Genomic DNA, 21583 nt, shown 5'->3' with positions numbered 1-21583 from the left:
GATGACTCGCTTGGCATTACTGGTTAGAGGGATCAATGTCGGTGGGAAACATAAGGTGGTCATGGCCCAGCTTCGTCAAGAATTGACAGAGTTGGGATTAGAAAATGTTGAAACCTACATCAATAGTGGCAATATTTTCTTTGATACTAGCATGCCTAGAACTCAGTTGGTTGAGAGGCTACAGGATTTCTTTAAAGAACATTATCCATTTATTCAACATTTTTCCTTGTTAAGTCAAGAAGATTACGAAGAGGAGCTTAGAACTCTTCCGGAATGGTGGTTCCAAGAAATAGCTCGAAAGGATGTTCTCTTTTATACTGAGGGACTGGATATCAAGCAAGTTATCGAGAAAGTCGAAAGTATGGAACTGGTAGATGAAGTGCTTCATTTCGGGAAACTGGGAATCTTCTGGGGCAAATTCTCAGAAGAAACCTATAGCAAAACAGCCTATCACAAGTACCTGCTTAAGATGCCTTTCTATCGTAATATTACTATTCGAAATGCAAAAACCTTTGACAAAATCGGTCAATTTTTAAAAGATTATGAAGGAGACAGACAATGACATTATTAGCAAAAATCAATGAAACAGCTGCTTTCTTAAAAGAAAAGGGAGTAAAAGCACCAGAGTTTGGCTTGATTCTTGGATCAGGACTTGGAGAACTTGCTGAAGAAATCGAAAATCCAGTTGTGGTAGACTATGCTGAGATTCCAAACTGGGGACGTTCGACTGTTGTTGGACACGCTGGAAAATTGGTGTACGGTGAACTTGCAGGACGTAAAGTCTTGGCCCTTCAAGGACGTTTCCACTTCTACGAAGGAAATCCTCTTGAAGTCGTTACTTTCCCAGTTCGTGTTATGAAAGTTTTAGGCTGTGAAGGTGTGATTGTTACCAATGCTGCTGGTGGTATCGGCTTTGGTCCTGGTACTTTGATGGCTATCACTGACCACATCAATATGACAGGCCAAAACCCTCTAATCGGTGAAAACTTGGATGACTTCGGTCCACGATTCCCAGACATGTCAAAAGCCTATACTCCAGACTATCGTGCTACAGCTCATGCAGTTGCTGAAAAACTTGGTGTTAAACTTGATGATGGTGTTTATATCGGTGTAACTGGTCCAACGTATGAAACTCCAGCTGAAATCCGTGCATATAAGACACTTGGTGCAGATGCGGTTGGTATGTCCACTGTTCCTGAAGTTATCGTTGCAGCACACTCTGGCTTGAAGGTTCTTGGTATTTCATGTATCACCAACTTTGCTGCTGGTTTCCAAGAAGAACTCAACCACGAAGAAGTGGTAGAAGTTACCGAACGTGTCAAAGGAGACTTTAAAGGATTGCTTAAAGCTATTCTTGCAGAATTGTAAGACTATGAGAGTACGACTCCAAAGTATGCCCTATGGACTGAGAGTGCTTCTAGCCACTTTATCATTAGGAATAGGGACGGGTCTGGTCGGAATTGCCTGTCATTATCTACTAGAAGGGGTGCAAGGGCTGGCTTTTGGCCAAGATGAGTCGGATTTACTCCAGCAATTTCAAGAAGCTGGAGGTCTCCGTAGATTTTTGGTCTTATGTGTGACTGGGTGCTTGGCAGCTGGTTTTTGGTATATCTTGCAAAAGCGTTATAAGATTCTGTCTATTCGCCAGCAAATTGACTTAGCTGGAGACAGGGAACCAGCGCTCTTAGCCCACCTCCTTCATGCAGGTATGCAGGTTGCGATTGTCGGAGCAGGTGCATCGGTCGGAAAAGAAGGAGCACCACGTGAGGTCGGGGCTCTTCTAGCTGATCGCTTGGCGAAAGGTTTTTCTCTAGCCCTCAAAGAGCGAAAAGTCTTGATTGCCTGTGGTGCTGGAGCTGGTTTAGCTGCGGTCTATCAAGTTCCCTTTGCCAGTAGCTTGTTCGTCTTTGAGACCTTAGGACTCGCCTACAGTTGGCAGAACCTTCTACTGGTTTTGACCAGCACTTATCTAGCCACCTGGGTCGCTCAGTCCATCATTGGTCAGGAGGCTATTTATCACCTGTCCGCAGTCTCATGGTCGGCTAGCAGTTTCTTCCAGGCTATTGTGATTGCTTTCTTGGTTACTCCCTTGGCTCTGGTCTTTGCTTTCCTCGCCAAGCGGGCTAGTCACAAACGGCGGAAGGCTGGGACGATTCTTTGGGCTCTTCCTCTAGCCTTTCTAGTGCTGGGGAGCCTAGTAGCCTTTTTCCCTATCTTTATGGGGAATGGCCAGGTACTAGCGCAAGTCCTCTTGTCTAGTCAGTCGATTCCTTATCTTCCACTGGCTCTTGCAGTGAAGGGGCTTCTGGTTTATCTCCTCTTGCGCAATGGTGCGTATGGGGGAACTTTGACACCATCATTTGCCTTAGGGATTGGATCTGGCTATCTAGTGACCTTGCTTTTGACTGTAGTTGGTATTCATCTGGATCCTGCTTTAGGGATGTTACTAGGAGCGACCGTCTTTTTAGGGACGTCCTTAAAAGCTCCTCTGGCAGCTATTGCCCTGAGCCTTGGATTTACAGGCCAAACTTGGAGTTTGACAATTCCGCTTGTACTTGCAGCTAGTCTGTCTTACGTGATTCGAAAGAGATGGGAGAAGAAACGATGAAGGTACATTTTGTACTGCATGAAACCTTTGAAGTGCCGGGCGCTTATCTAAAATGGGCGCAGGAGCGTGGCCATCAAGTGACCACGACCAAAGTCTATGAGAATGAAGCCTTACCAGAGACAGTGGATGAGATCGACTTTTTGATCGTAATGGGAGGACCTCAATCGCCAGATGAAGATCGGGAAACTTTTCCATACTACGATCCTCAGGAAGAGATTGAGATGATTCAAAAGGCTATGAAGGCAGATCGTTATATTGTTGGTGTCTGTCTTGGTGCTCAACTCCTATCTGTTGCTTATGGCGCAGAGTATGAACATAGTCCAGAGCGTGAGATTGGTGTTTTTCCAATAACGCTAACTGAAGCTGGATTAAAAGACAATCATGTCAAAGTTTTTGGACAAACTTTAAATACTGGTCACTGGCATGGAGATATGCCGGGATTAACAGAGGATGCTATCGTCCTTGCGACCAGTCAAGGCTGTCCACGTCAGATTATTCGCTTTAGTCCTAAACACTATGCCTTCCAAGCTCATTTGGAATTTGATCCAGAAGCAGTAGAGCTCTTAATTGCTGCGGATGGTGAAGAAGTTTTGGAAGAACAAAGCAAGAATTTGACTTATGTTCAAAAGCCTGAAGCTATTCGTGCATATGATTATCAAGAAATGAATGCAAAACTCTATGCATTTTTGGATTCATTAACAAATTAAAAATAATAGAAAGGTAGAGCATGTGTTCAGATTTGAACACGAGCGGAAAGCTTTTCTAATTACTCAATTAAAAAAGAAAGGATGGGTTAACTGTATTCGCTGAACTGAATACGGGCGGAGAACTGTGTAAAAAAGATAAACTGTCTAGCATTTACAATGCGTCGCCAGTTTCCTATTTTTACTTTGTTCTCTGTCGCCTGTCTTGTATATCAAAAAAGAAAGGTAGAGCGTGTGTTCAGATTTGAACACGAGCGGAAAGCTCGGAAAATAGATAATCTGACTGTGAAATCAGGATTTCTCGTCAGATTCCTAATTTTCAGTCGCTTTCTGGTCGCTCTTTGTATCATAAACTATGTCTATCCATATTGCTGCTAAGCAGGGTGAAATTGCTGATAAAATTCTTCTTCCTGGAGATCCTCTTCGTGCGAAATTTATCGCTGAGAACTTTTTAGAAGATGCTGTTTGCTTTAACGAAGTCCGTAACATGTTTGGTTACACTGGGACTTACAAGGGCCATCGTGTATCTGTCATGGGAACAGGGATGGGAATGCCATCAATCTCCATCTATGCGCGTGAATTGATTGTCGATTACGGTGTGAAAAAATTGATCCGTGTCGGAACTGCTGGTTCTTTGAATGAGGATGTTCATGTTCGTGAATTAGTTTTGGCACAAGCAGCTGCAACCAACTCAAACATCATCCGCAATGACTGGCCTCAATATGATTTTCCACAAATCTCTAGCTTTGATTTACTTGATAAAGCCTATCATATTGCCAAAGATCTTGGTATGACCACTCACGTTGGTAATGTCTTGTCTTCAGATGTTTTCTACTCAAACTACTTTGAAAAAAATATCGAACTTGGTAAATGGGGAGTCAAGGCTGTAGAAATGGAAGCAGCTGCGCTGTACTATCTTGCTGCTCAACACCATGTTGATGCTCTTGCTATCATGACTATTTCAGATAGTTTGGTTAATCCAGATGAAGATACAACTGCAGAAGAGCGCCAAAATACTTTCACAGATATGATGAAAGTTGGTCTAGAAACCTTGATTGCAGACTAAAGTTAGATTCCATTCATGTGATTACTCTTGTTCTCAAAATGATAAGCATGTTCATTGCTTCAATCCTATAAATAGATGAGAATAAGGACTTTGAAGAAAGTCAAATTATGTCAAAGGACCTAGACTAGTCAGTTTAATATCTTAATCATAATCAAATAAAGTTGGAAGCCAAGTTGACAAGAAGTCAAGGCTTTCAACTTTTTTAGAACAAAAAACTTAAGGAGGGGTGAAATGGATAAGATTGAACAATTACAGAAACTGATAGATAAAAGTCAAAGAATTGTCTTTTTCGGTGGTGCAGGGGTTTCAACAGAGTCTAATATTCCTGATTTTCGAAGTTCTGATGGTGTTTATAGTCTTAAGTTGGGGAGCCATTTTACTGCCGAGCAACTGGTTTCACGCACCATGTTTGAACGCTATCCAGAGGATTTTTTTGATTTCTACAAAAAGTATCTCGTCTATCCAGATGCCAAGCCAAATTTAGCACATATTTATCTAGCATTTTTGGAAAAGACTGGTAAATTAAAGGCGATTGTGACGCAAAATATCGATAGTCTCCATGAAATGGCGGGTTCTGAAAAAGTTTTGAAACTGCATGGTAGTGCAGATCGTAATTACTGTTTGGGCTGTCATCACTTTTATGATTTGGATGATTTTTTGGCACTTGAAGGTCCAGTTCCTCATTGTTTATATTGTGGTAAAGTGGTCAAACCTGACGTAACCCTTTATGAGGAACCTCTGGATATGGATGTTTTTAGTCGAGCAGCCCGAGTCATTCAGCAAGCAGATTTATTGATCATTGGTGGAACTTCCTTAGTCGTTTATCCTGCAGCTAGCCTCATCAATTATTTTTCAGGGTCAAATCTTGTCGTTATCAACAAGTCCAGCACCCCTCAAGATAGCCAAGCTGATTTAGTTATCGAAGGTAAGATCGGAGAAGTATTTTCTAAATTGAGACAATAAAAAACTGAAAGAAGTAGGACTATACTTCCTTCAGTTTTTTGTATCACGAACTCAGAAACTATGAACACGATTCTCTTCATTTCTAGGGGAATATTATTGTTGATTTATAAATTGCTCGAGTTATTTTTAATTGTTGAATAAAAGGAAAAAAGGAAGATTTTCTGGATGAAAATCTTCCTTTTTTAGTCAATCAGTACATGCTGATTTTAATGAAATGCTACTATATTGTTTACTTTTTTAAAGATCGCAAAAAACAATCAATCTCTGCTTGAGAATGGAGAATGCGCATCTTTTCTCCGTAAGTATTGTTTAAGTGTTGGTATCTTTCCTTTGCATTTTTTGTTCGTCCATCCCAGAGAATCCAACGGATAAATTCCCAGTTGAATTGCTCGGGGCATCCTGCTGCCATACTTTCTCTAACTTTGCCTCTATATTTTAAATAGCGCTTAAAGGCTCTTAGCAAACAAGTCCAAGCCGAGAAATTTAAAAAGATAATCTGGTCAGCTTGCTCCATTCTTTCCTCATAGCAACACCAAGAGTAGTTGCCATCAATGACCCAATCTTTGTGTTTGGTAAGGAAAGTCTCCATTTCCTTAAGCATCCAATCGCGGTCACTGTCTACCCAGCCTGGCTGAAATTGAAGTGTGTCCATGTGAAGTTTTGGGATGGAGTAGTGCTTAGATAGTTTTTCAGCAAGAGTAGATTTACCTGATCCTGAATATCCGATAATGGCTATTTTCATAATGACCTCCAGAAAAAAGTGTACAAAAAAAGCTCCGAAGAGCTCATTTTGTATGCAGTTAAAGATTAACCAAGTTTAGCTGCAAGACGTGCTTTATCACGGCTAGCTTTGTTTTTGTGGATCAAACCTTTAGTTTCTGCTTTATCGATAGCTGAGCTGGCAGCACGGTAAAGTTCTTCAGATGGGTTTGCTTCAAAAGCTTTGATAGCAGTACGCATAGCTGATTTTTGAGCTGAGTTCTTTTCGTTTTGTTTAACGTTTAATTCAGCGCGTTTGATAGCTGATTTAATGTTTGCCAATGTTCTTACCTCCATTTTTACTAACTATACCATTATATCTGAAAACTTACGTTTTGACAAGGGAAAATTATTTTTTTAAGTAAATTTCATCAATTTCGTGATTTTTAGATTTATGGAGAATGACCTCGGCTCGATTTCGTGTCGGTTCAATGTAATTTTGGAGATTGGTGAGGTTGATACTGGTCCAAACTTGGTGAGCAAAATCCTTGACTTCACTAAGAGGAAGTTGAGTGAAACGATAGTAATAGTTGCCTGGATCATCTTGAGCAAAGCTAAGGAGTTTTAAGAATCGATCCAAATACCAACTTTCAATGTCTTCGACAGCGGCATCGACATAGATTGAAAAGTCAAAGAAATCAGTAATATAGAGACGGGCATTATGTGGATTTTGGAACACATTGATTCCCTCAACAATGACAAAATCAGCGGCTACTACTCGTTGTTTTTGACCAGGGACAATATCATAGATTTCATGGGAATAAACAGGTATATCAACATCCTGCCCATTTTTGAGTTGGTCTAGAAAATTAAGCAAAGCTTCCATATCGTAGCTCTCAGGAAAACCCTTGCGGTTAAGGATATCTTGCTCAATTAAGACACTATTTGAGTATAAAAAACCATCTGTAGTCACTAGTTCAACACTTGCTCCAGGAAGGATACGAGACAGCAAAATTTGCAAGAGCCGACTAGTAGTTGATTTACCGACAGCGACACTTCCTGAAACTCCAATAATAAAGGGCTGTTTTTTGCTCTCTCTTTGAAGGAAAATGCCTTTTGAGAAGGCAAGGTCTTCTTTGGAACGTTTGTAAATCTGAATCAGATGTGCCAGTGGCAGATAGATATCTGTAACGTCTTGAAGGCTAATCTGGTCATTGAAACTCTTAATAGAATCTAACTCTTCCTCGGTCAAGGGAGGAGTTGTTTTGCGATGCAAGGATTGCCAAGTTTCGCGGTTTATCCTTTCAAAATGTAAAAATTCGTTGGTCATTTGTTTTCCCCTAGATATTTTGTCTATCATACCATAAAAAACTAAAAAAATAAAGCGGTTTCTTGAATGTGATAAGTCAGTAGTATATACTATAAGTAGATAGAGAATGAACAATTTATTGATGAAGTAGGAGCTGATTTCTCCTGATTTTATCAGCTAATAAAGGGGGCTTTTTAGTTCAAAACTCAATAGGAGGTGTACTATGAAAATCTTAAAAAGTTACATATTGGAACTCTGTTTTATTTTAAGTTTTGCTTTACCTTTTATAAAAGGAGTCAATGTGGATAATGGTAGACGTTTTGTGGAAATTTATTATGGTTTTACATTTTTAATGGATTATGCCATTGTAACAACTATTTTCATTTGTTCACTCCTCATTGCATGGTTGTTAAGGAAAGGTTGGACAAAATTCCTTGCTGCTGGTAGTTATCTATTTTTGATTTTGTGGATTGCTACAGAGGGTTATTTATTTCGCATGTCAATAGAAGATTTGATACGCCTGTGGACAAGTTTGGAAATCCTGACACAAACTTATCAGTTGGGCTTTTATCTAAACATCTTGTTGGGAATCCTGTTGGTAATTAAGTATTTGAAGGTAAAGCAATAGTAATCAAAATGAATCTGATTATAGACAATAAATTTGTTGTTTTATCCTGACTGTGATACCTAGTAGCTCCCAATGACTTGTCATTCGTTTCCAATAATTGATAGAGATTGAGAAAAAGCGCTTTCTTTGTTAAAATATAAGGGGGGAACCTATAAAGGAGGTGCTAAGATGAAAGCTAGATTAAGAGAAAAAATGCTGGTTTTGATCAATCTATTTGTAGTTGTTTTATGGTTATCACCAAACTGGATTAATTTTTCCTTTTTTATCGGACTTCGCTCATATAACTGGACCACATTTGTTCTTTTTATTTTGTTGCCCCTCATAGGTCTTGGCTACCTTGTGCTAGCTTTCTTTAAAAGAAAGTGCTGGCTCTTCTTTTTTGGTCTTGCTTGCATTTTTGCTTTTCCGATTACCATGGCAGTTGGGAGCTTTTTACTAGGTCCCTAATGTTAATCCGAATTTATATTATTTTTGAGAAAATACAATGTGATTTAAGGGCTTGCTATCTTTGTAAACGATTTACAAATAACTTATTTTTATGGTAAAATAGTGTCATGAGTAAAATGTATTATGCAGAAAATCCAGATGCAGCCCATGATGTTCATGAGCTTAGAGTTGAGCTACTTGGGCAAAAGATGACCTTTTTGACAGATGCTGGTGTCTTTAGTAAAAAAATGATTGACTTTGGAAGTCAGTTGTTGTTAAGATGTTTAGATATTGAAAAAGGTGAAAAAATTCTTGATGTTGGTTGTGGCTATGGTCCGATAGGTTTGTCTTTGGTTAAAGCATATGGTGCCCAAGCAACGATGGTGGATATCAATAATCGTGCCCTGGATTTAGCCCAGCAAAATGCAGTAAAAAACAAGGTTCAATCGACTATCTTCCAGTCTAATATTTATGAGCAGGTAGAAGGACAATTTGACCATGTCATTTCCAATCCTCCTATACGTGCAGGCAAGCAAGTAGTCCACGAAATCATCGAGAAAAGTATAGACTTTTTAGTAGATGGTGGAGATTTGACGATCGTCATCCAGAAAAAACAAGGAGCTCCTAGTGCCAAAAGTAAGATGGAAGAAGTTTTCGGCAATTGTGAGGTTGTAAAGAAAGATAAGGGATATTATATCCTTAGAAGTGTGAAAGAATGAGAGCAGTAGATCTAATCCAGAAAAAAAGAAACGGCCAAGAACTAAGCTCCAGTGAGATTCAATGGTTGATTGAAGGTTATGTGGCAGGAACTGTTCCTGACTACCAGATGGCCGCTTTTGCTATGGCAGTATATTTTCAGGGAATGACTATAGATGAGATTTCTGACTTGACTATGAACATGGTTAAGACAGGTCAGGAATTTAATTTATCGCCAATCGAAGGCATTAAGGTGGATAAACACTCTACTGGTGGAGTTGGTGATAAGGTAACTTTAATCCTAGCACCCTTGGTAGCTAGTTTTGGTGTTCCAGTTGCTAAGATGAGTGGTAGAGGTCTGGGTCATACTGGTGGGACCATTGATAAGCTAGAATCCATCAAAGGTTTTCAGATTGAACGAAATCAGGATGGATTTATCAAACAAGTTCAGGATATTGGTGTCTCAGTCATTGGCCAGTCCGATCAACTGGTTAAGGCTGATAAATTGCTCTATGCCCTTCGTGATGTGACGGCAACGGTTGATACTATTCCCTTGATTGCTAGCTCAGTCATGAGTAAAAAGATTGCAGCTGGAGCTGACGCCATCTTACTTGACGTTACTGTTGGTGAAGGTGCCTTCATGAAAACAGTGGACGAGGCCCGTGAATTGGCTCAAACTATGGTAAATCTTGGAAAGGCTGTAGGTCGTAAGACAGTAGCAGTCATTACGGACATGAGTCAACCCTTGGGACGTGCCATTGGAAACCGCTTGGAAATACTAGAAGCACTAGAAATTCTTCAAGGTAAGGGACGTGAAGATATTAGTCATTTTATCTGCGAGTTAGCTCAGATTATGCTATCTTTAGCTAATGTTGAAAAAACTGTTGAGGAAGTAAGGCAACATCTTGAAAATGGTAAGGCGCTCCAGAAATTCGAAGAGATGGTTGTAGCTCAGGGTGGAGATTTAGAAGACCTCTATCGTCCAGTAAAGGTTGAGCATGTAGTTGATATTCCTGCTCAGGAGGATGGTATTATCGCAGAACTTCCAGCCATGGAGTTTGGTCTTTTTGCCATGAGATTGGGTGCTGGTCGTGCAGTGAAAACAGACGCCCTTGACTATGAGACGGGGATTGTCTTTGAGAAGAAAGTTGGAGACTTTGTCAGAAAGGGTGAAATTGTTGCAAAAGTATATACAAATGGCAAAATTTCTCCGGAACTAGTTACAGATTTCCAAAAATATGTTAAAATTAAAATAAGTGATGAAGTGATAAAATCGCGTGAAATTATCGAAATCATCTCCTAATTTAAGGAAAAACCGAAATGAAATTAAATAAATACATTGATCATACGCTTTTAAAACAAGATGCAACAGAGGAACAAATTGATCGTTTGCTATCTGAAGCAAGAGAGTACGATTTTGCCAGTGTTTGTGTTAATCCTTGCTGGGTTTCTCATGCAAAAGCTGGTCTAGAAAATACTGATGTTAAGGTTTGTACGGTTGTAGGCTTCCCTCTTGGATCCACAACATCTGCTGTTAAAGCCTTCGAAACCAAAGAAGCTATCCAAAATGGTGCTGATGAGATTGATATGGTTATCAATGTTGGAGCACTCAAGTCTGGGAATGCTGATTTAGTTGAGTCAGATATTCGAGCTGTTGTTGAAGCAAGCGGAGACAAACTGGTTAAGGTTATTATCGAGGCTTGTTTGTTGACTGATGAAGAAAAAGTTCTAGCTTGTCAGCTAGCTCAGAAAGCAGGAGCAGACTTTGTCAAGACGTCAACAGGCTTCTCAACAGGTGGTGCAACCCTACCGGATGTTAAATTAATGCGTCAGACTGTTGGTCCAGACATGGGAGTCAAAGCAGCAGGAGGGGCTCGTTCTTATGCAGATGCTGTAGCCTTTGTTGAAGCAGGAGCTACTCGTATCGGAACATCTTCTGGTGTAGCAATCTTAAAAGGAGAGTTAGCAGATGGCGACTACTGAGTTGATTGATTTAGCGATTGAGACTAGTAAAAATGCCTATGTTCCTTATTCACATTTTCCGATTGGTGCCGTTTTGGTTGCCAAGGACGGAAGTGTATATACAGGATGCAATATTGAAAATGCTAGCTACCCCTTGACCAACTGTGGTGAGAGAACAGCAATCTTTAAAGCTATCTCCGAAGGACAACGTGAGTTTTCAGAACTGATTGTTTACGGTCAAACTGAGAAACCTATTTCTCCTTGCGGAGCTTGTCGCCAAGTTATGGTCGAATTTTTTGAACAAGATCTAAAGGTGACTTTAGTTGCCAAAGATAAATCGACGGTCGAGATGACGGTCGGGGAATTACTTCCATACTCATTTACAGACTTGCATTAGTTAGTCTGCGTCACTCCCTGAGTGACAAGGGTCCTTGTGGCCAATCAATCCATACTTGCAACTTCGTTGCGCATCTTATTTAGGAGGTTCAGTAATGAACAAGAAACAATGGCTAGGCCTTGGTCTAGTTGCAGTAGCAGCATTTGGACTTGCTGCATGTGGTAATCGCTCTTCTCGTAACGCAGCATCTTCATCTTCTGATTTGAAGACTAAAGCAGCTATCGTTACAGATACTGGTGGTGTTGATGATAAATCATTCAACCAATCAGCTTGGGAAGGTCTTCAAGCTTGGGGTAAAGAGCACAATCTTGCAAAAGATAAAGGCTACACATACTTCCAATCAACAAGTGAAGCTGACTACGCTAACAACTTGAACCAAGCAGCAGGAAGCTACAACTTGATTTATGGTGTTGGTTTTGCCCTTCACAATGCGGTTGAAGAAGCAGCGAAAGAACATGCAGACTTGAACTATGTTTTGATTGATGATGTGATTAAAGATCAAAAGAACGTAGCAAGTGTAACATTTGCTGATAATGAAGCAGCTTACCTTGCAGGTGTAGCAGCAGCTAAAACTACTAAAACAAAACAAGTTGGTTTTGTAGGTGGTATGGAATCTGAAGTTATTTCTCGTTTCGCAGCTGGTTTCAAAGCTGGTGTTGAGTCAGTTGACCCATCTATCAAAGTACAAGTAGACTACGCTGGTTCATTTGGTGATGCCGCTAAAGGTAAAACAATCGCTGCAGCTCAATACGCTGCAGGTGCAGACGTAATCTACCAAGCAGCTGGTGGTACTGGTGCAGGTGTCTTCTCAGAAGCTAAATCTTTGAATGAAAGCAAAAACGAAGGCGAAAAAGTTTGGGTTATCGGTGTAGACCGTGACCAAGTTGAAGAAGGTAAATACACTTCTAAAGATGGTAAAGAATCAAACTTCGTGCTTGCTTCTACTTTGAAACAAGTCGGAACAACAGTTCAAGATATTGCAAACAAAACTGAAAAAGGTGAATTCCCTGGCGGTCAAGTGATCGTTTACTCATTGAAGGATAAAGGGGTTGATCTAGTAACAACTAACCTTTCTGAAGAAGGTAAAAAAGCTGTTGAAGATGCAAAAGCTAAAATCCTTGATGGAAGTGTAAAAGTTCCTGAAAAATAATGGATGAAAGTCATTTCTTAGGGGAGCGGCCTGTGGCCGCTTCTTTAAGAATTGAGACAAATTGTTTTGTCTCAATAGAGCTTGCTAAGTTTCTTTAGCAGGTTTTATTGAAATAAAATAAAACTCTGAAAGGAAGAGTACATGGCACACGAAAATGTCATTGAGATGCGTGAAATTACCAAAGTTTTTGGTGAATTTGTCGCTAACGACAAGATTAACCTTGAACTTCGTAAAGGTGAAATTCATGCACTTTTAGGAGAAAATGGAGCTGGTAAGTCCACTCTTATGAACATGCTTGCAGGGCTTCTAGAACCAACTAGTGGTGAAATTGTGGTTAACGGTCAAGTTGTAAAACTAGACTCGCCATCAAAAGCAGCTAGCCTAGGAATTGGGATGGTTCACCAGCACTTTATGTTGGTAGAGGCTTTCACTGTTGCTGAAAATATCATTTTGGGAAGCGAATTAACCAAAAATGGAGTTCTAGATATTGCTCGAGCAAGTCGAGAAATTCTTGAATTATCAGAGCGTTATGGACTAGCTGTAGATCCTTCTGCCAAAGTAGCAGATATCTCTGTTGGGGCTCAACAACGTGTTGAAATTTTGAAGACACTTTATCGTGGTGCCGATATTCTTATCTTTGACGAACCGACTGCCGTTTTAACACCATCAGAAATCGATGAGTTGATGGCTATCATGAAGAACTTGGTCAAAGAAGGCAAATCAATTATCTTGATTACCCACAAGTTGGATGAAATTCGTGCAGTTTCTGACCGCGTTACAGTTATCCGTCGTGGTAAATCAATCGAAACAGTTGAAATTGCGGGTGCGACTAACGCTGACTTGGCTGAGATGATGGTGGGACGTTCTGTTTCCTTCAAAACTGAGAAGCAAGCACCACAACCTAAAGAAGTCGTTCTTTCCATCAAAGACTTGGTTGTTCATGAAAACCGTGGCGTTCCTGCTGTTAAAAATCTTTCACTCGATGTTCGAGCTGGTGAGATTGTCGGAATTGCCGGAATTGATGGAAATGGTCAGTCTGAATTGATCCAAGCTATCACAGGACTTCGTAAGATTGAGTCTGGTAGTGTGGAATTGAAAGGCCAGTCCATTGTAGGATTGCATCCACGTCAAATTACTGAACTGAGCGTTGGTCACGTTCCGGAAGACCGTCACCGTGATGGTTTGGTCTTGGAAATGATGATTTCTGAAAATATCGCTCTTCAAACCTACTATAAAGAACCTCTTAGCAAGAAGGGAATTTTAAATTATACGAATATCCTTGACTATGCAAAAAAATTGATGCAGGAGTTTGATGTTCGTGCTGCTAGTGAGATTGTTCCAGCTTCTGCCCTTTCTGGAGGAAATCAACAAAAAGCAATCATCGCTCGGGAGATTGATCGAAATCCTGATCTCCTTATCGTCAGCCAACCAACTCGTGGTCTGGATGTCGGTGCCATTGAGTACATTCACAAACGCTTGATTGAAGCACGTGATAATGGTAAGGCTGTCCTTGTAGTCAGCTTTGAGTTGGATGAGATTTTAAATGTCTCTGACAGAATTGCCGTTATCCACGATGGTAAGATTCAAGGGATTGTGACACCAGAAACAACCAACAAGCAAGAGCTTGGTGTCTTGATGGCTGGTGGTAACTTGGAAAAGGAGAAGAGTGATGTCTAAAAAATTACAACAAATTTCGGTTCCCTTGATTTCTGTTTTCCTTGGAATCTTGCTTGGAGCCATCGTTATGTGGATTTTTGGCTATGATGCCATCTGGGGCTATGAAGAATTGTTCTATACAGCCTTTGGTAGTGTTCGTGGTATTGGTGAAATTTTCCGTGCTATGGGTCCGTTAGTCTTGATCGCTCTAGGGTTTGCAGTTGCAAGTCGTGCTGGCTTCTTTAACGTTGGGCTTCCTGGGCAAGCCCTCGCGGGTTGGGTTCTTAGTGGCTGGTTTGCCCTGACTCATCCTGATATGCCACGTCCTTTGCTGATTCTCGCAACCATTATCATTGCGCTAGTTGCAGGGGGAATTGTTGGTGCGATTCCAGGTGTTCTTAGAGCTTATCTTGGAACATCTGAGGTTATTGTTACCATCATGATGAACTACATTGTTCTTTATGTGGGAAATGCCTTTATCCACCACTTCCCTAAAGAAATTATGCAAAGTACTGACTCATCCATTCGTGTTAGTGCCAATGCAACTTATCAGACACCATGGCTTGCTGAACTAACAGGAAATTCTCGTATGAACATCGGTATTTTCTTTGCTATCATTGCAGTCGGAGTTATCTGGTTCTTGCTTAAAAAGACAACTCTAGGTTTTGAAATTCGTGCAGTTGGTTTGAACCCAAATGCGTCTGAATATGCAGGTATTTCAGCTAAACGCACCATCATCCTATCAATGATTATCTCAGGTGCCCTTGCAGGTCTAGGTGGAGCAGTAGAAGGACTTGGAACCTTCCAAAACGTTTATGTTCAGGGTTCATCATTAGCGATCGGCTTTAACGGAATGGCGGTTAGTCTACTCGCTGCAAACTCACCAATTGGAATTCTTTTTGCGGCCTTCTTGTTCGGAGTACTTCAAGTTGGAGCACCTGGTATGAATGCTGCACAAGTGCCATCTGAGCTTGTAAGTATCGTTACAGCCTCAATTATCTTCTTTGTCAGCGTTCACTACATCATCGAACGCTTTGTCAAACCAAGAAAACAACTTAAAGGAGGTAAATAAGGATGTCGATTACAACAATGCTAACCCTTATGGTTTCTTCAATGTTGATTTACTCAGCACCACTTATTTTCACAAGTATCGGAGGCGTTTTCTCTGAACGTGGTGGAGTTGTTAACGTTGGACTTGAAGGAATCATGGTCATGGGTGCCTTCTCTGGAGTTGTTTTTAACCTTGAATTTGCACAAGATTTGGGAGCATTAACTCCTTGGTTGGCTCTTCTAGTTGGTGGATTAGTCGGAGCTATCTTTTCACTGATTCACGCAGTAGCTACAGTTCATTTTCGTGCTGACCATGTTGTCAGTGGTACCGTACTTAACTTGATGGCTCCAGCCTTGGCGGTTTTCTTGGTGAAGGTGCTTTATAACAAGGGACAAACGGATAATTTAACGCAAACATTTGGACGTTTTGATTTCCCTCTTTTGGCTAATATCCCAGTTATCGGAGATATCTTCTTCAAGTCAACAAGTTTACTTGGTTACCTAGCAATTGCCTTCTCATTCTTAGCTTGGTTTATCCTCTTTAAGACTCGCTTTGGACTTCGTCTTCGTTCAGTTGGTGAACACCCACAAGCAGCAGATACTTTGGGGATTAATGTCTACAAGATGAGATATCTTGGAGTTGTGATTTCAGGTTTCCTTGGAGGAATCGGTGGAGCTATCTACGCTCAGTCAATTTCCGTTAACTTCTCAGTTACAACCATCGTTGGACCTGGATTTATCGCACTTGCTGCTATGATCTTCGGTAAATGGAATCCTGTTGGTGCTATGCTTTCAAGTCTCTTCTTTGGACTATCACAAAGTTTAGCAGTTATCGGTTCTCAACTTCCTTTCTTGCAAGGAGTTCCAGCCGTTTACTTGCAAATTGCACCATATCTCTTGACCATTGTCGTTCTAGCAACCTTCTTTGGTAAAGCAGTTGCACCGAAGGCGGATGGTATCAACTATATCAAATCTAAATAAACACAAACGAGGTTGGGAAAAATCCCGACCTCGTTTTTTAGTATTTGAAATGAAACTCTGGCGAAAACTTCATTTTTTTGTTCCATCATCTGCTCTATTTTTTAGGGTTTTGATGGGTAAGATTTAGTCCCCAAGGAACAAGATTTTCTGTTTTATTACGAATACGATTGATATTATCTTTGTGGCGGATAATAATTAAACCTGCGAGAGCTAGGATAATCGCTACGAATAATAAATCGTAACTTGGAAGTAGGAAACCGATAAGTGGAAAGAGAATCACCCCAAGTACAGCAGCGAGAGCAGCAGTAACACTAGAGAGAGAAATCATGCTGCCTAGATAAAGGGTTCCGAAGAAGACTACTGCTAGATAGAGGCAAAATAGAGGAGCAAATCCGAAAATAACTCCAGCACTGGTTGCGACAGCTTTACCTCCCTTAAATCCTGCAAAAATTGGGAAAGTATGCCCGATTACGGCTAAGAGACCAAAAATTAGAGGAGAGATTCCTTGTACATGGAAGATAAGGGGAAGTAGGGTTGCGATGGTTCCTTTGAAAAAGTCAATCACGAAGGTTGCCATACCCGCTTTCTTACCTAAAATACGGAAGGTATTGGTTGTTCCAGTATTGCCAGAACCATGTTCACGTATATTTATCTTAAAGAAGGCTAGTCCAATCCAAAGTCCTGAAGGGATAGAACCCAATAAATAAGCTAAAATTAATAATACTATTGTCATCATGCTTCTATTATACCATGAAATAGGAGAGAAACGGAAAGGAATCTTTTCTCATTTTGTGACATCTGATTCTTTATGTAAGTAGAAAATTTTTCTCATGAGCACTATTATTCGGAAATTAAGGCTAAAGTTTTAAAAATTCATGAAAGTTTCTGAAATTCCTTGATTTTGTGTTTATTTATGCTATAATGAGAACAATTATTTTTAGGAGGTGGAGTATGTCTTACTTATTCGAGATATTACCAAGTTTATTGAGCGGTGCGACAATGACCTTACAAGTTTTTGCACTGGTCTTACTTTTTTCAATCCCTTTAGGCATTTTGGTTGCCTTTTGCTTACAGGTCTATTGGAAACCCCTCCATTACATGATTGATATCTATATCTGGGTGATGCGCGGGACACCCTTGCTCTTGCAACTAATTTTTATTTATTATGTCCTACCAAGTATCGGAATTCGACTCGACCGGGTGCCTGCTGCGATTATTGCCTTCACGCTTAATTATGCAGCCTACTTTGCTGAAATTTTCCGTGGAGGAATTGCAACGATTCCTCAGGGGCAATACGAAGCAGCTAAGGTTTTGAAATTTAATCCTATTGATACCGTTCGTTATATCATTTTGCCACAGGTGACCAAGATTGTCTTACCAAGTGTATTTAACGAGGTTATGAGTTTGGTTAAGGATACTTCTCTGGTCTATGCACTCGGTATTTCAGATTTAATCCTAGCTAGTCGAACTGCGGCCAATCGTGACGCTAGCTTGATTCCAATGTTTCTAGCAGGAGCTATTTATCTGCTTATGATTGGTATCGTTACAATTCTAGCTAAGAAACTTGAGAAGAAGTTCAGCTACTATAGATAGGAGGTTTTCCATGTTAGAGTTAAGAAATATCAGCAAAAAATTTGGAAAAAAAGAAATTTTATCCAATTTCAGTTTAACAATTCCTGAAAAGCAGATTTTGGCTATCGTTGGTCCTTCTGGTGGTGGAAAGACAACCTTGCTCAGAATGTTAGCTGGACTTGAAACTATTGATTCAGGAGAGATCTTTTATAATGGAGCATCCCTACCATTGGATGAACTTGAGAAGCGTCACTTGTTAGGTTTTGTTTTTCAAGATTTTCAGCTTTTTCCTCACTTATCCGTTATGGAGAACTTGATCTTGTCACCTATTAAGACTATGGGAATGTCTGAAGTAGACGCAAAGAAGAAGGCGGCTGACTTACTCGCTCGTCTAGGGCTTGAAGCTCACGCAGATGCTTATCCATACTCATTATCTGGTGGTCAAAAGCAACGGGTTGCCTTAGCACGTGCAATGATGATAGATCCAGAAGTGATTGGATATGATGAACCAACGTCTGCCCTTGATCCAGAGTTGCGTCTCGAAGTTGAAAAACTGATTTTACAAAATCGAGACTTAGGCATGACGCAGATTGTCGTGACCCACGACCTCCAGTTTGCAGAGAATATTGCTGACCAGATTCTCAAAGTAGAGCCTAAGTAGGAGGTGTCTATGAATCGAAAGAAAATCAGCCTTGTTTTGGTATTCTTTCTGGCTTTTTTCCTTGTAGGATGCACACAAAAAGCTAGCAATCCTAAAGTAGATAATTGGGAAAAATACCAACAACAAGGAACAATTACTATCGGATTTGACAATACTTTTGTTCCTATGGGCTTTGAAGAAAAGAATGGGCAATATGTTGGATTTGATATTGATTTAGCCCAAGCCGTTTCTGAGAAACTGGGGTTCAAGGTACAGTTTCAACCCATTGATTGGGATATGAAGGAAACAGAACTTCAAAACGGCACTATTGATGCAATTTGGAACGGCTATTCAGCAACAGATGAACGCCGTGAAAAGGTTGCTTTTACAATTCCTTATATGGAGAATCAGCAGGTTCTCGTTTCTAAAAAATCGCAAAATATCCAATCAGTGTCTGATATGACAGGCAAGGTTTTGGGAGCCCAAGCAGGTTCCTCTGGTTATATAGATTTTGAAGCTCAACCGGAACTCTTAAAAAATATTGTAAAAGATAAGAAGGCAAACCAATATCAAAGTTTTACAGAAGCCTTGATTGACCTGCAAAATGATCGGATTGATGCCCTCTTAATAGACCGTGTTTACGCCAATTATTATCTTGAAACTGAAGGAATTTTAGACCAGTATGAGATTTTTTCAGCTGGTTTTGAGAGCGAGTCTTTTGCAGTTGGAGTGAGACCAGCTGATAAGACCTTGTTAGCGAATTTGAATCAAGCTTTTGTGGAATTGTATCAAGATGGAAAATTCCAAGAAATTAGCCAAAAATGGTTTGGTGAAGATATTGCAACAAGTCAAGTTAAAGGAAAAGAAAACTGAGACTCTCGTCTTGGTTTCTTTTTTTGAAGAATAAATAATTGAGTTCAAACCTGCTCAATTAGAAAAATTTTGCAAAATCCCTAGAAAACCTGTAAAATAGTAAAGATGAACGAATAGGAGGTTCCTTGTGTCAAAAAAGGAAATCAATATTAACAATTATAATGATGATGCCATTCAGGTGCTAGAAGGGTTGGATGCGGTCCGTAAACGTCCAGGGATGTATATCGGATCGACCGATGGTGCTGGTCTCCACCACCTAGTCTGGGAAATCGTCGATAATGCGGTCGATGAGGCCTTGTCTGGATTTGGTGACCGGATCGATGTGACCATTAATAAAGACGGAAGTTTAACGGTTCAAGACCATGGACGTGGAATGCCGACTGGAATGCACGCTATGGGAATTCCAACGGTAGAGGTTATCTTTACCATCCTTCACGCCGGAGGGAAATTCGGTCAGGGTGGTTATAAGACATCAGGAGGTCTCCACGGGGTTGGATCTTCTGTCGTCAATGCCCTCTCTAGTTGGTTAGAGGTAGAAATTACTCGTGATGGGGCTGTTTACAAACAACGCTTTGAAAATGGAGGCAAGCCAGTTACCACTCTAGAAAAGGTTGGGACTGCACCTAAGTCTAAGACAGGTACTAAAGTTACCTTCATGCCAGATGCCAGTATTTTTTCTACGACAGACTTCAAGTACAATACCATTTCAGAGCGTCTCAATGAGTCAGCCTTTCTTCTGAAAAATGTAACCTTGTCATTAACGGATAAGCGAACAGACGAAGCAATTGAATTCCATTATGAGAATGGTGTGCAGGATTTTGTTTCTTACCTCAATGAAGACAAGGAAACCTTGACGCCAGTTCTTTACTTTGAAGGTGAAGACAACGGTTTCCAAGTGGAAGTAGCCCTCCAGTACAATGATGGATTTTCAGATAACATCTTGTCCTTTGTCAATAACGTCCGTACCAAAGATGGTGGAACGCATGAGACAGGACTTAAGTCTGCTATTACCAAAGTCATGAATGACTATGCGCGAAAAACTGGCCTTCTCAAAGAAAAAGATAAAAACCTAGAAGGTTCGGATTACCGTGAAGGATTAGCGGCTGTTCTTTCTATCCTAGTTCCCGAAGAACATCTTCAGTTTGAAGGACAGACTAAGGATAAACTAGGAAGTCCACTAGCTCGTCCAATCGTTGATAGTATTGTTGCTGAAAAACTGACTTTCTTCCTTATGGAAAATGGGGAATTAGCTTCAAATCTTATTCGTAAAGCTATCAAGGCCCGTGATGCTCGTGAGGCGGCCCGTAAAGCGCGTGATGAGAGCCGAAATGGTAAGAAAAATAAAAAGGACAAGGGCTTGCTTTCTGGAAAATTGACGCCAGCCCAATCTAAAAATCCTGCAAAGAATGAACTCTATCTAGTCGAGGGAGATTCTGCCGGAGGTTCTGCTAAACAAGGTCGTGACCGTAAGTTCCAAGCTATCTTGCCTCTTCGTGGTAAGGTTATCAATACAGCCAAGGCCAAGATGGCGGATATCCTCAAAAATGAAGAAATCAACACCATGATTTATACCATTGGTGCTGGTGTGGGGGCAGACTTCTCTCTTGAAGATGCTAACTATGACAAGATTATTATCATGACCGATGCGGATACTGACGGTGCCCACATTCAAACTCTTCTCTTAACCTTCTTTTACCGCTATATGCGTCCACTAGTTGAGGCAGGACATGTCTATATCGCCCTTCCTCCTCTTTACAAGATGTCTAAAGGGAAAGGTAAGAAAGAAGAAGTGGCCTACGCTTGGACAGATGGTGAGCTAGAAGAACTACGTAAGCAGTTTGGTAAAGGTGCTACCCTCCAACGCTACAAAGGTCTTGGTGAGATGAATGCAGACCAGCTCTGGGAAACAACCATGAATCCAGAAACTCGTACCCTCATCCGTGTTACGATTGAAGACCTAGCACGCGCAGAACGTCGCGTCAATGTCCTCATGGGTGATAAGGTCGAACCACGCCGTAAGTGGATTGAAGACAATGTCAAGTTTACGCTGGAAGAAGCAACAGTGTTTTAATATAGTAGACTTCCTGCGAAACTAGAATCCTAGTTCACGATTGATAATGCCAGTAATCAAATTCATTCGTAATCCAAACCGTTTGCGTCGATTTCGATAGGTTGTTGAAAATATTTTAAACGTTTTTACTTT

General features: G+C 40.6%; 24 protein-coding genes and 1 pseudogene. 20 read left to right on the top strand and 5 right to left on the bottom strand.

Going from position 1 to position 21583, the window contains the following annotated elements; all coding sequences use genetic code 11:
- Position 1 precedes the first annotated feature (1 nt).
- The 6 genes from QM867_RS08810 to QM867_RS08785 all read left to right on the top strand — a co-directional run bounded on the left by QM867_RS08810 (position 2) and on the right by QM867_RS08785 (position 5341).
- Positions 2-562, top strand: a complete 561-nt coding sequence (locus tag QM867_RS08810; RefSeq protein WP_315638913.1) for a DUF1697 domain-containing protein — start codon at positions 2-4, stop codon at positions 560-562.
- Entirely contained in the window at positions 559-1368 is an 810-nt protein-coding gene (locus tag QM867_RS08805) for a purine-nucleoside phosphorylase (RefSeq protein WP_371607996.1), read from the top strand. The genes QM867_RS08810 and QM867_RS08805 overlap by 4 nt, the downstream gene beginning before the upstream one ends.
- Before the next feature lie 4 nt (positions 1369-1372).
- Positions 1373-2608: a chloride channel protein gene (locus QM867_RS08800; protein ID WP_371607997.1), complete on the top strand. Its 1236-nt coding sequence runs from the start codon at positions 1373-1375 to the stop codon at positions 2606-2608.
- Positions 2605-3315 carry a type 1 glutamine amidotransferase gene (locus QM867_RS08795; protein ID WP_414315588.1) on the top strand — a complete coding sequence of 237 codons (711 nt, stop codon included), beginning with the start codon at positions 2605-2607 and terminating at the stop codon, positions 3313-3315. The genes QM867_RS08800 and QM867_RS08795 overlap by 4 nt, the downstream gene beginning before the upstream one ends.
- Before the next feature lie 352 nt (positions 3316-3667).
- Positions 3668-4378, top strand: a complete 711-nt coding sequence (gene deoD / locus QM867_RS08790) for a purine-nucleoside phosphorylase (RefSeq protein WP_153224822.1) — start codon at positions 3668-3670, stop codon at positions 4376-4378.
- A gap of 231 nt (positions 4379-4609) precedes the next feature.
- Positions 4610-5341, top strand: a complete 732-nt coding sequence (locus QM867_RS08785; protein ID WP_414315587.1) for an NAD-dependent protein deacylase — start codon at positions 4610-4612, stop codon at positions 5339-5341.
- Between the two features lie 229 nt (positions 5342-5570).
- On the opposite strand, the gene QM867_RS08780 is transcribed toward QM867_RS08785, so the two are convergent.
- The 3 genes from QM867_RS08780 to coaA all read right to left on the bottom strand — a co-directional run bounded on the left by QM867_RS08780 (position 5571) and on the right by coaA (position 7370).
- Complete coding sequence (locus tag QM867_RS08780) at positions 5571-6083, bottom strand: DNA topology modulation protein (RefSeq protein WP_311523127.1); 513 nt, start codon at positions 6081-6083, stop codon at positions 5571-5573.
- Between the two features lie 65 nt (positions 6084-6148).
- Entirely contained in the window at positions 6149-6397 is a 249-nt protein-coding gene (gene rpsT, locus QM867_RS08775; protein ID WP_029689628.1) for a 30S ribosomal protein S20, read from the bottom strand.
- A gap of 52 nt (positions 6398-6449) precedes the next feature.
- On the bottom strand, positions 6450-7370 hold the full coding sequence (gene coaA, locus QM867_RS08770; RefSeq protein WP_414315586.1) for a type I pantothenate kinase: 921 nt from the start codon (positions 7368-7370) through the stop codon (positions 6450-6452).
- Between the two features lie 202 nt (positions 7371-7572).
- Between coaA and QM867_RS08765 the strand changes: the two genes are divergently transcribed.
- The 10 genes from QM867_RS08765 (at position 7573) to QM867_RS08720 (ending at position 16295) form a co-directional block, all read left to right on the top strand.
- On the top strand, positions 7573-7977 hold the full coding sequence (locus QM867_RS08765; protein WP_414315585.1) for a hypothetical protein: 405 nt from the start codon (positions 7573-7575) through the stop codon (positions 7975-7977).
- 168 nt (positions 7978-8145) lie between these two features.
- Positions 8146-8424, top strand: coding sequence for a 1,4-dihydroxy-2-naphthoate prenyltransferase (locus tag QM867_RS08760; protein ID WP_414315584.1), 279 nt, complete (start codon positions 8146-8148; stop codon positions 8422-8424).
- Positions 8425-8531: 107 nt separating this feature from the next.
- Entirely contained in the window at positions 8532-9122 is a 591-nt protein-coding gene (locus QM867_RS08755) for a class I SAM-dependent methyltransferase (protein WP_414315583.1), read from the top strand.
- Positions 9119-10402, top strand: a complete 1284-nt coding sequence (locus tag QM867_RS08750; RefSeq protein ID WP_371608004.1) for a pyrimidine-nucleoside phosphorylase — start codon at positions 9119-9121, stop codon at positions 10400-10402. Before QM867_RS08755 ends, QM867_RS08750 begins: the two co-directional genes overlap by 4 nt.
- Before the next feature lie 17 nt (positions 10403-10419).
- A complete protein-coding gene (deoC, locus tag QM867_RS08745; RefSeq protein WP_371608005.1) occupies positions 10420-11082 on the top strand; it encodes a deoxyribose-phosphate aldolase in 663 nt (220 codons plus the stop codon).
- On the top strand, positions 11069-11458 hold the full coding sequence (locus QM867_RS08740; protein WP_000246080.1) for a cytidine deaminase: 390 nt from the start codon (positions 11069-11071) through the stop codon (positions 11456-11458). The genes deoC and QM867_RS08740 overlap by 14 nt, the downstream gene beginning before the upstream one ends.
- Before the next feature lie 94 nt (positions 11459-11552).
- Complete coding sequence (locus tag QM867_RS08735; protein WP_045763743.1) at positions 11553-12608, top strand: BMP family lipoprotein; 1056 nt, start codon at positions 11553-11555, stop codon at positions 12606-12608.
- Positions 12609-12749: 141 nt separating this feature from the next.
- A complete protein-coding gene (locus QM867_RS08730; protein ID WP_371608006.1) occupies positions 12750-14285 on the top strand; it encodes an ABC transporter ATP-binding protein in 1536 nt (511 codons plus the stop codon).
- Entirely contained in the window at positions 14278-15336 is a 1059-nt protein-coding gene (locus QM867_RS08725) for an ABC transporter permease (RefSeq protein WP_371608007.1), read from the top strand. The genes QM867_RS08730 and QM867_RS08725 overlap by 8 nt, the downstream gene beginning before the upstream one ends.
- A gap of 2 nt (positions 15337-15338) precedes the next feature.
- Positions 15339-16295, top strand: a complete 957-nt coding sequence (locus QM867_RS08720) for an ABC transporter permease (RefSeq protein ID WP_371608008.1) — start codon at positions 15339-15341, stop codon at positions 16293-16295.
- 94 nt (positions 16296-16389) lie between these two features.
- Here the strand turns inward: QM867_RS08720 and plsY are convergent, their stop codons facing one another.
- Positions 16390-17031: a glycerol-3-phosphate 1-O-acyltransferase PlsY gene (plsY, locus tag QM867_RS08715; protein ID WP_371608009.1), complete on the bottom strand. Its 642-nt coding sequence runs from the start codon at positions 17029-17031 to the stop codon at positions 16390-16392.
- A 215-nt stretch (positions 17032-17246) separates the two neighbouring features.
- On the opposite strand from plsY, the gene QM867_RS08710 reads away from it, so the two are divergent.
- From QM867_RS08710 to parE, 4 genes are all read left to right on the top strand, one after another.
- Complete coding sequence (locus tag QM867_RS08710; RefSeq protein ID WP_414315582.1) at positions 17247-17888, top strand: amino acid ABC transporter permease; 642 nt, start codon at positions 17247-17249, stop codon at positions 17886-17888.
- 10 nt (positions 17889-17898) lie between these two features.
- The gene (locus QM867_RS08705; RefSeq protein ID WP_371608010.1) at positions 17899-18528 is read left to right on the top strand and encodes an amino acid ABC transporter ATP-binding protein; all 630 of its coding nucleotides are present in this window, start codon (positions 17899-17901) and stop codon (positions 18526-18528) included.
- 9 nt (positions 18529-18537) lie between these two features.
- Complete coding sequence (locus QM867_RS08700; RefSeq protein WP_371608011.1) at positions 18538-19380, top strand: amino acid ABC transporter substrate-binding protein; 843 nt, start codon at positions 18538-18540, stop codon at positions 19378-19380.
- A gap of 127 nt (positions 19381-19507) precedes the next feature.
- On the top strand, positions 19508-21451 hold the full coding sequence (parE, locus tag QM867_RS08695) for a DNA topoisomerase IV subunit B (protein ID WP_371608012.1): 1944 nt from the start codon (positions 19508-19510) through the stop codon (positions 21449-21451).
- A 21-nt stretch (positions 21452-21472) separates the two neighbouring features.
- Here parE and QM867_RS08690 read toward each other — a convergent pair.
- A pseudogene (locus tag QM867_RS08690) lies at positions 21473-21583 on the bottom strand (IS5/IS1182 family transposase); the annotation flags it as partial.

It is taken from the genome of Streptococcus infantis, from assembly GCF_047463635.1.
Lineage (GTDB): Bacteria > Bacillota > Bacilli > Lactobacillales > Streptococcaceae > Streptococcus > Streptococcus infantis_W.
This window is presented reverse-complemented; position numbering and strand designations above follow the sequence as displayed.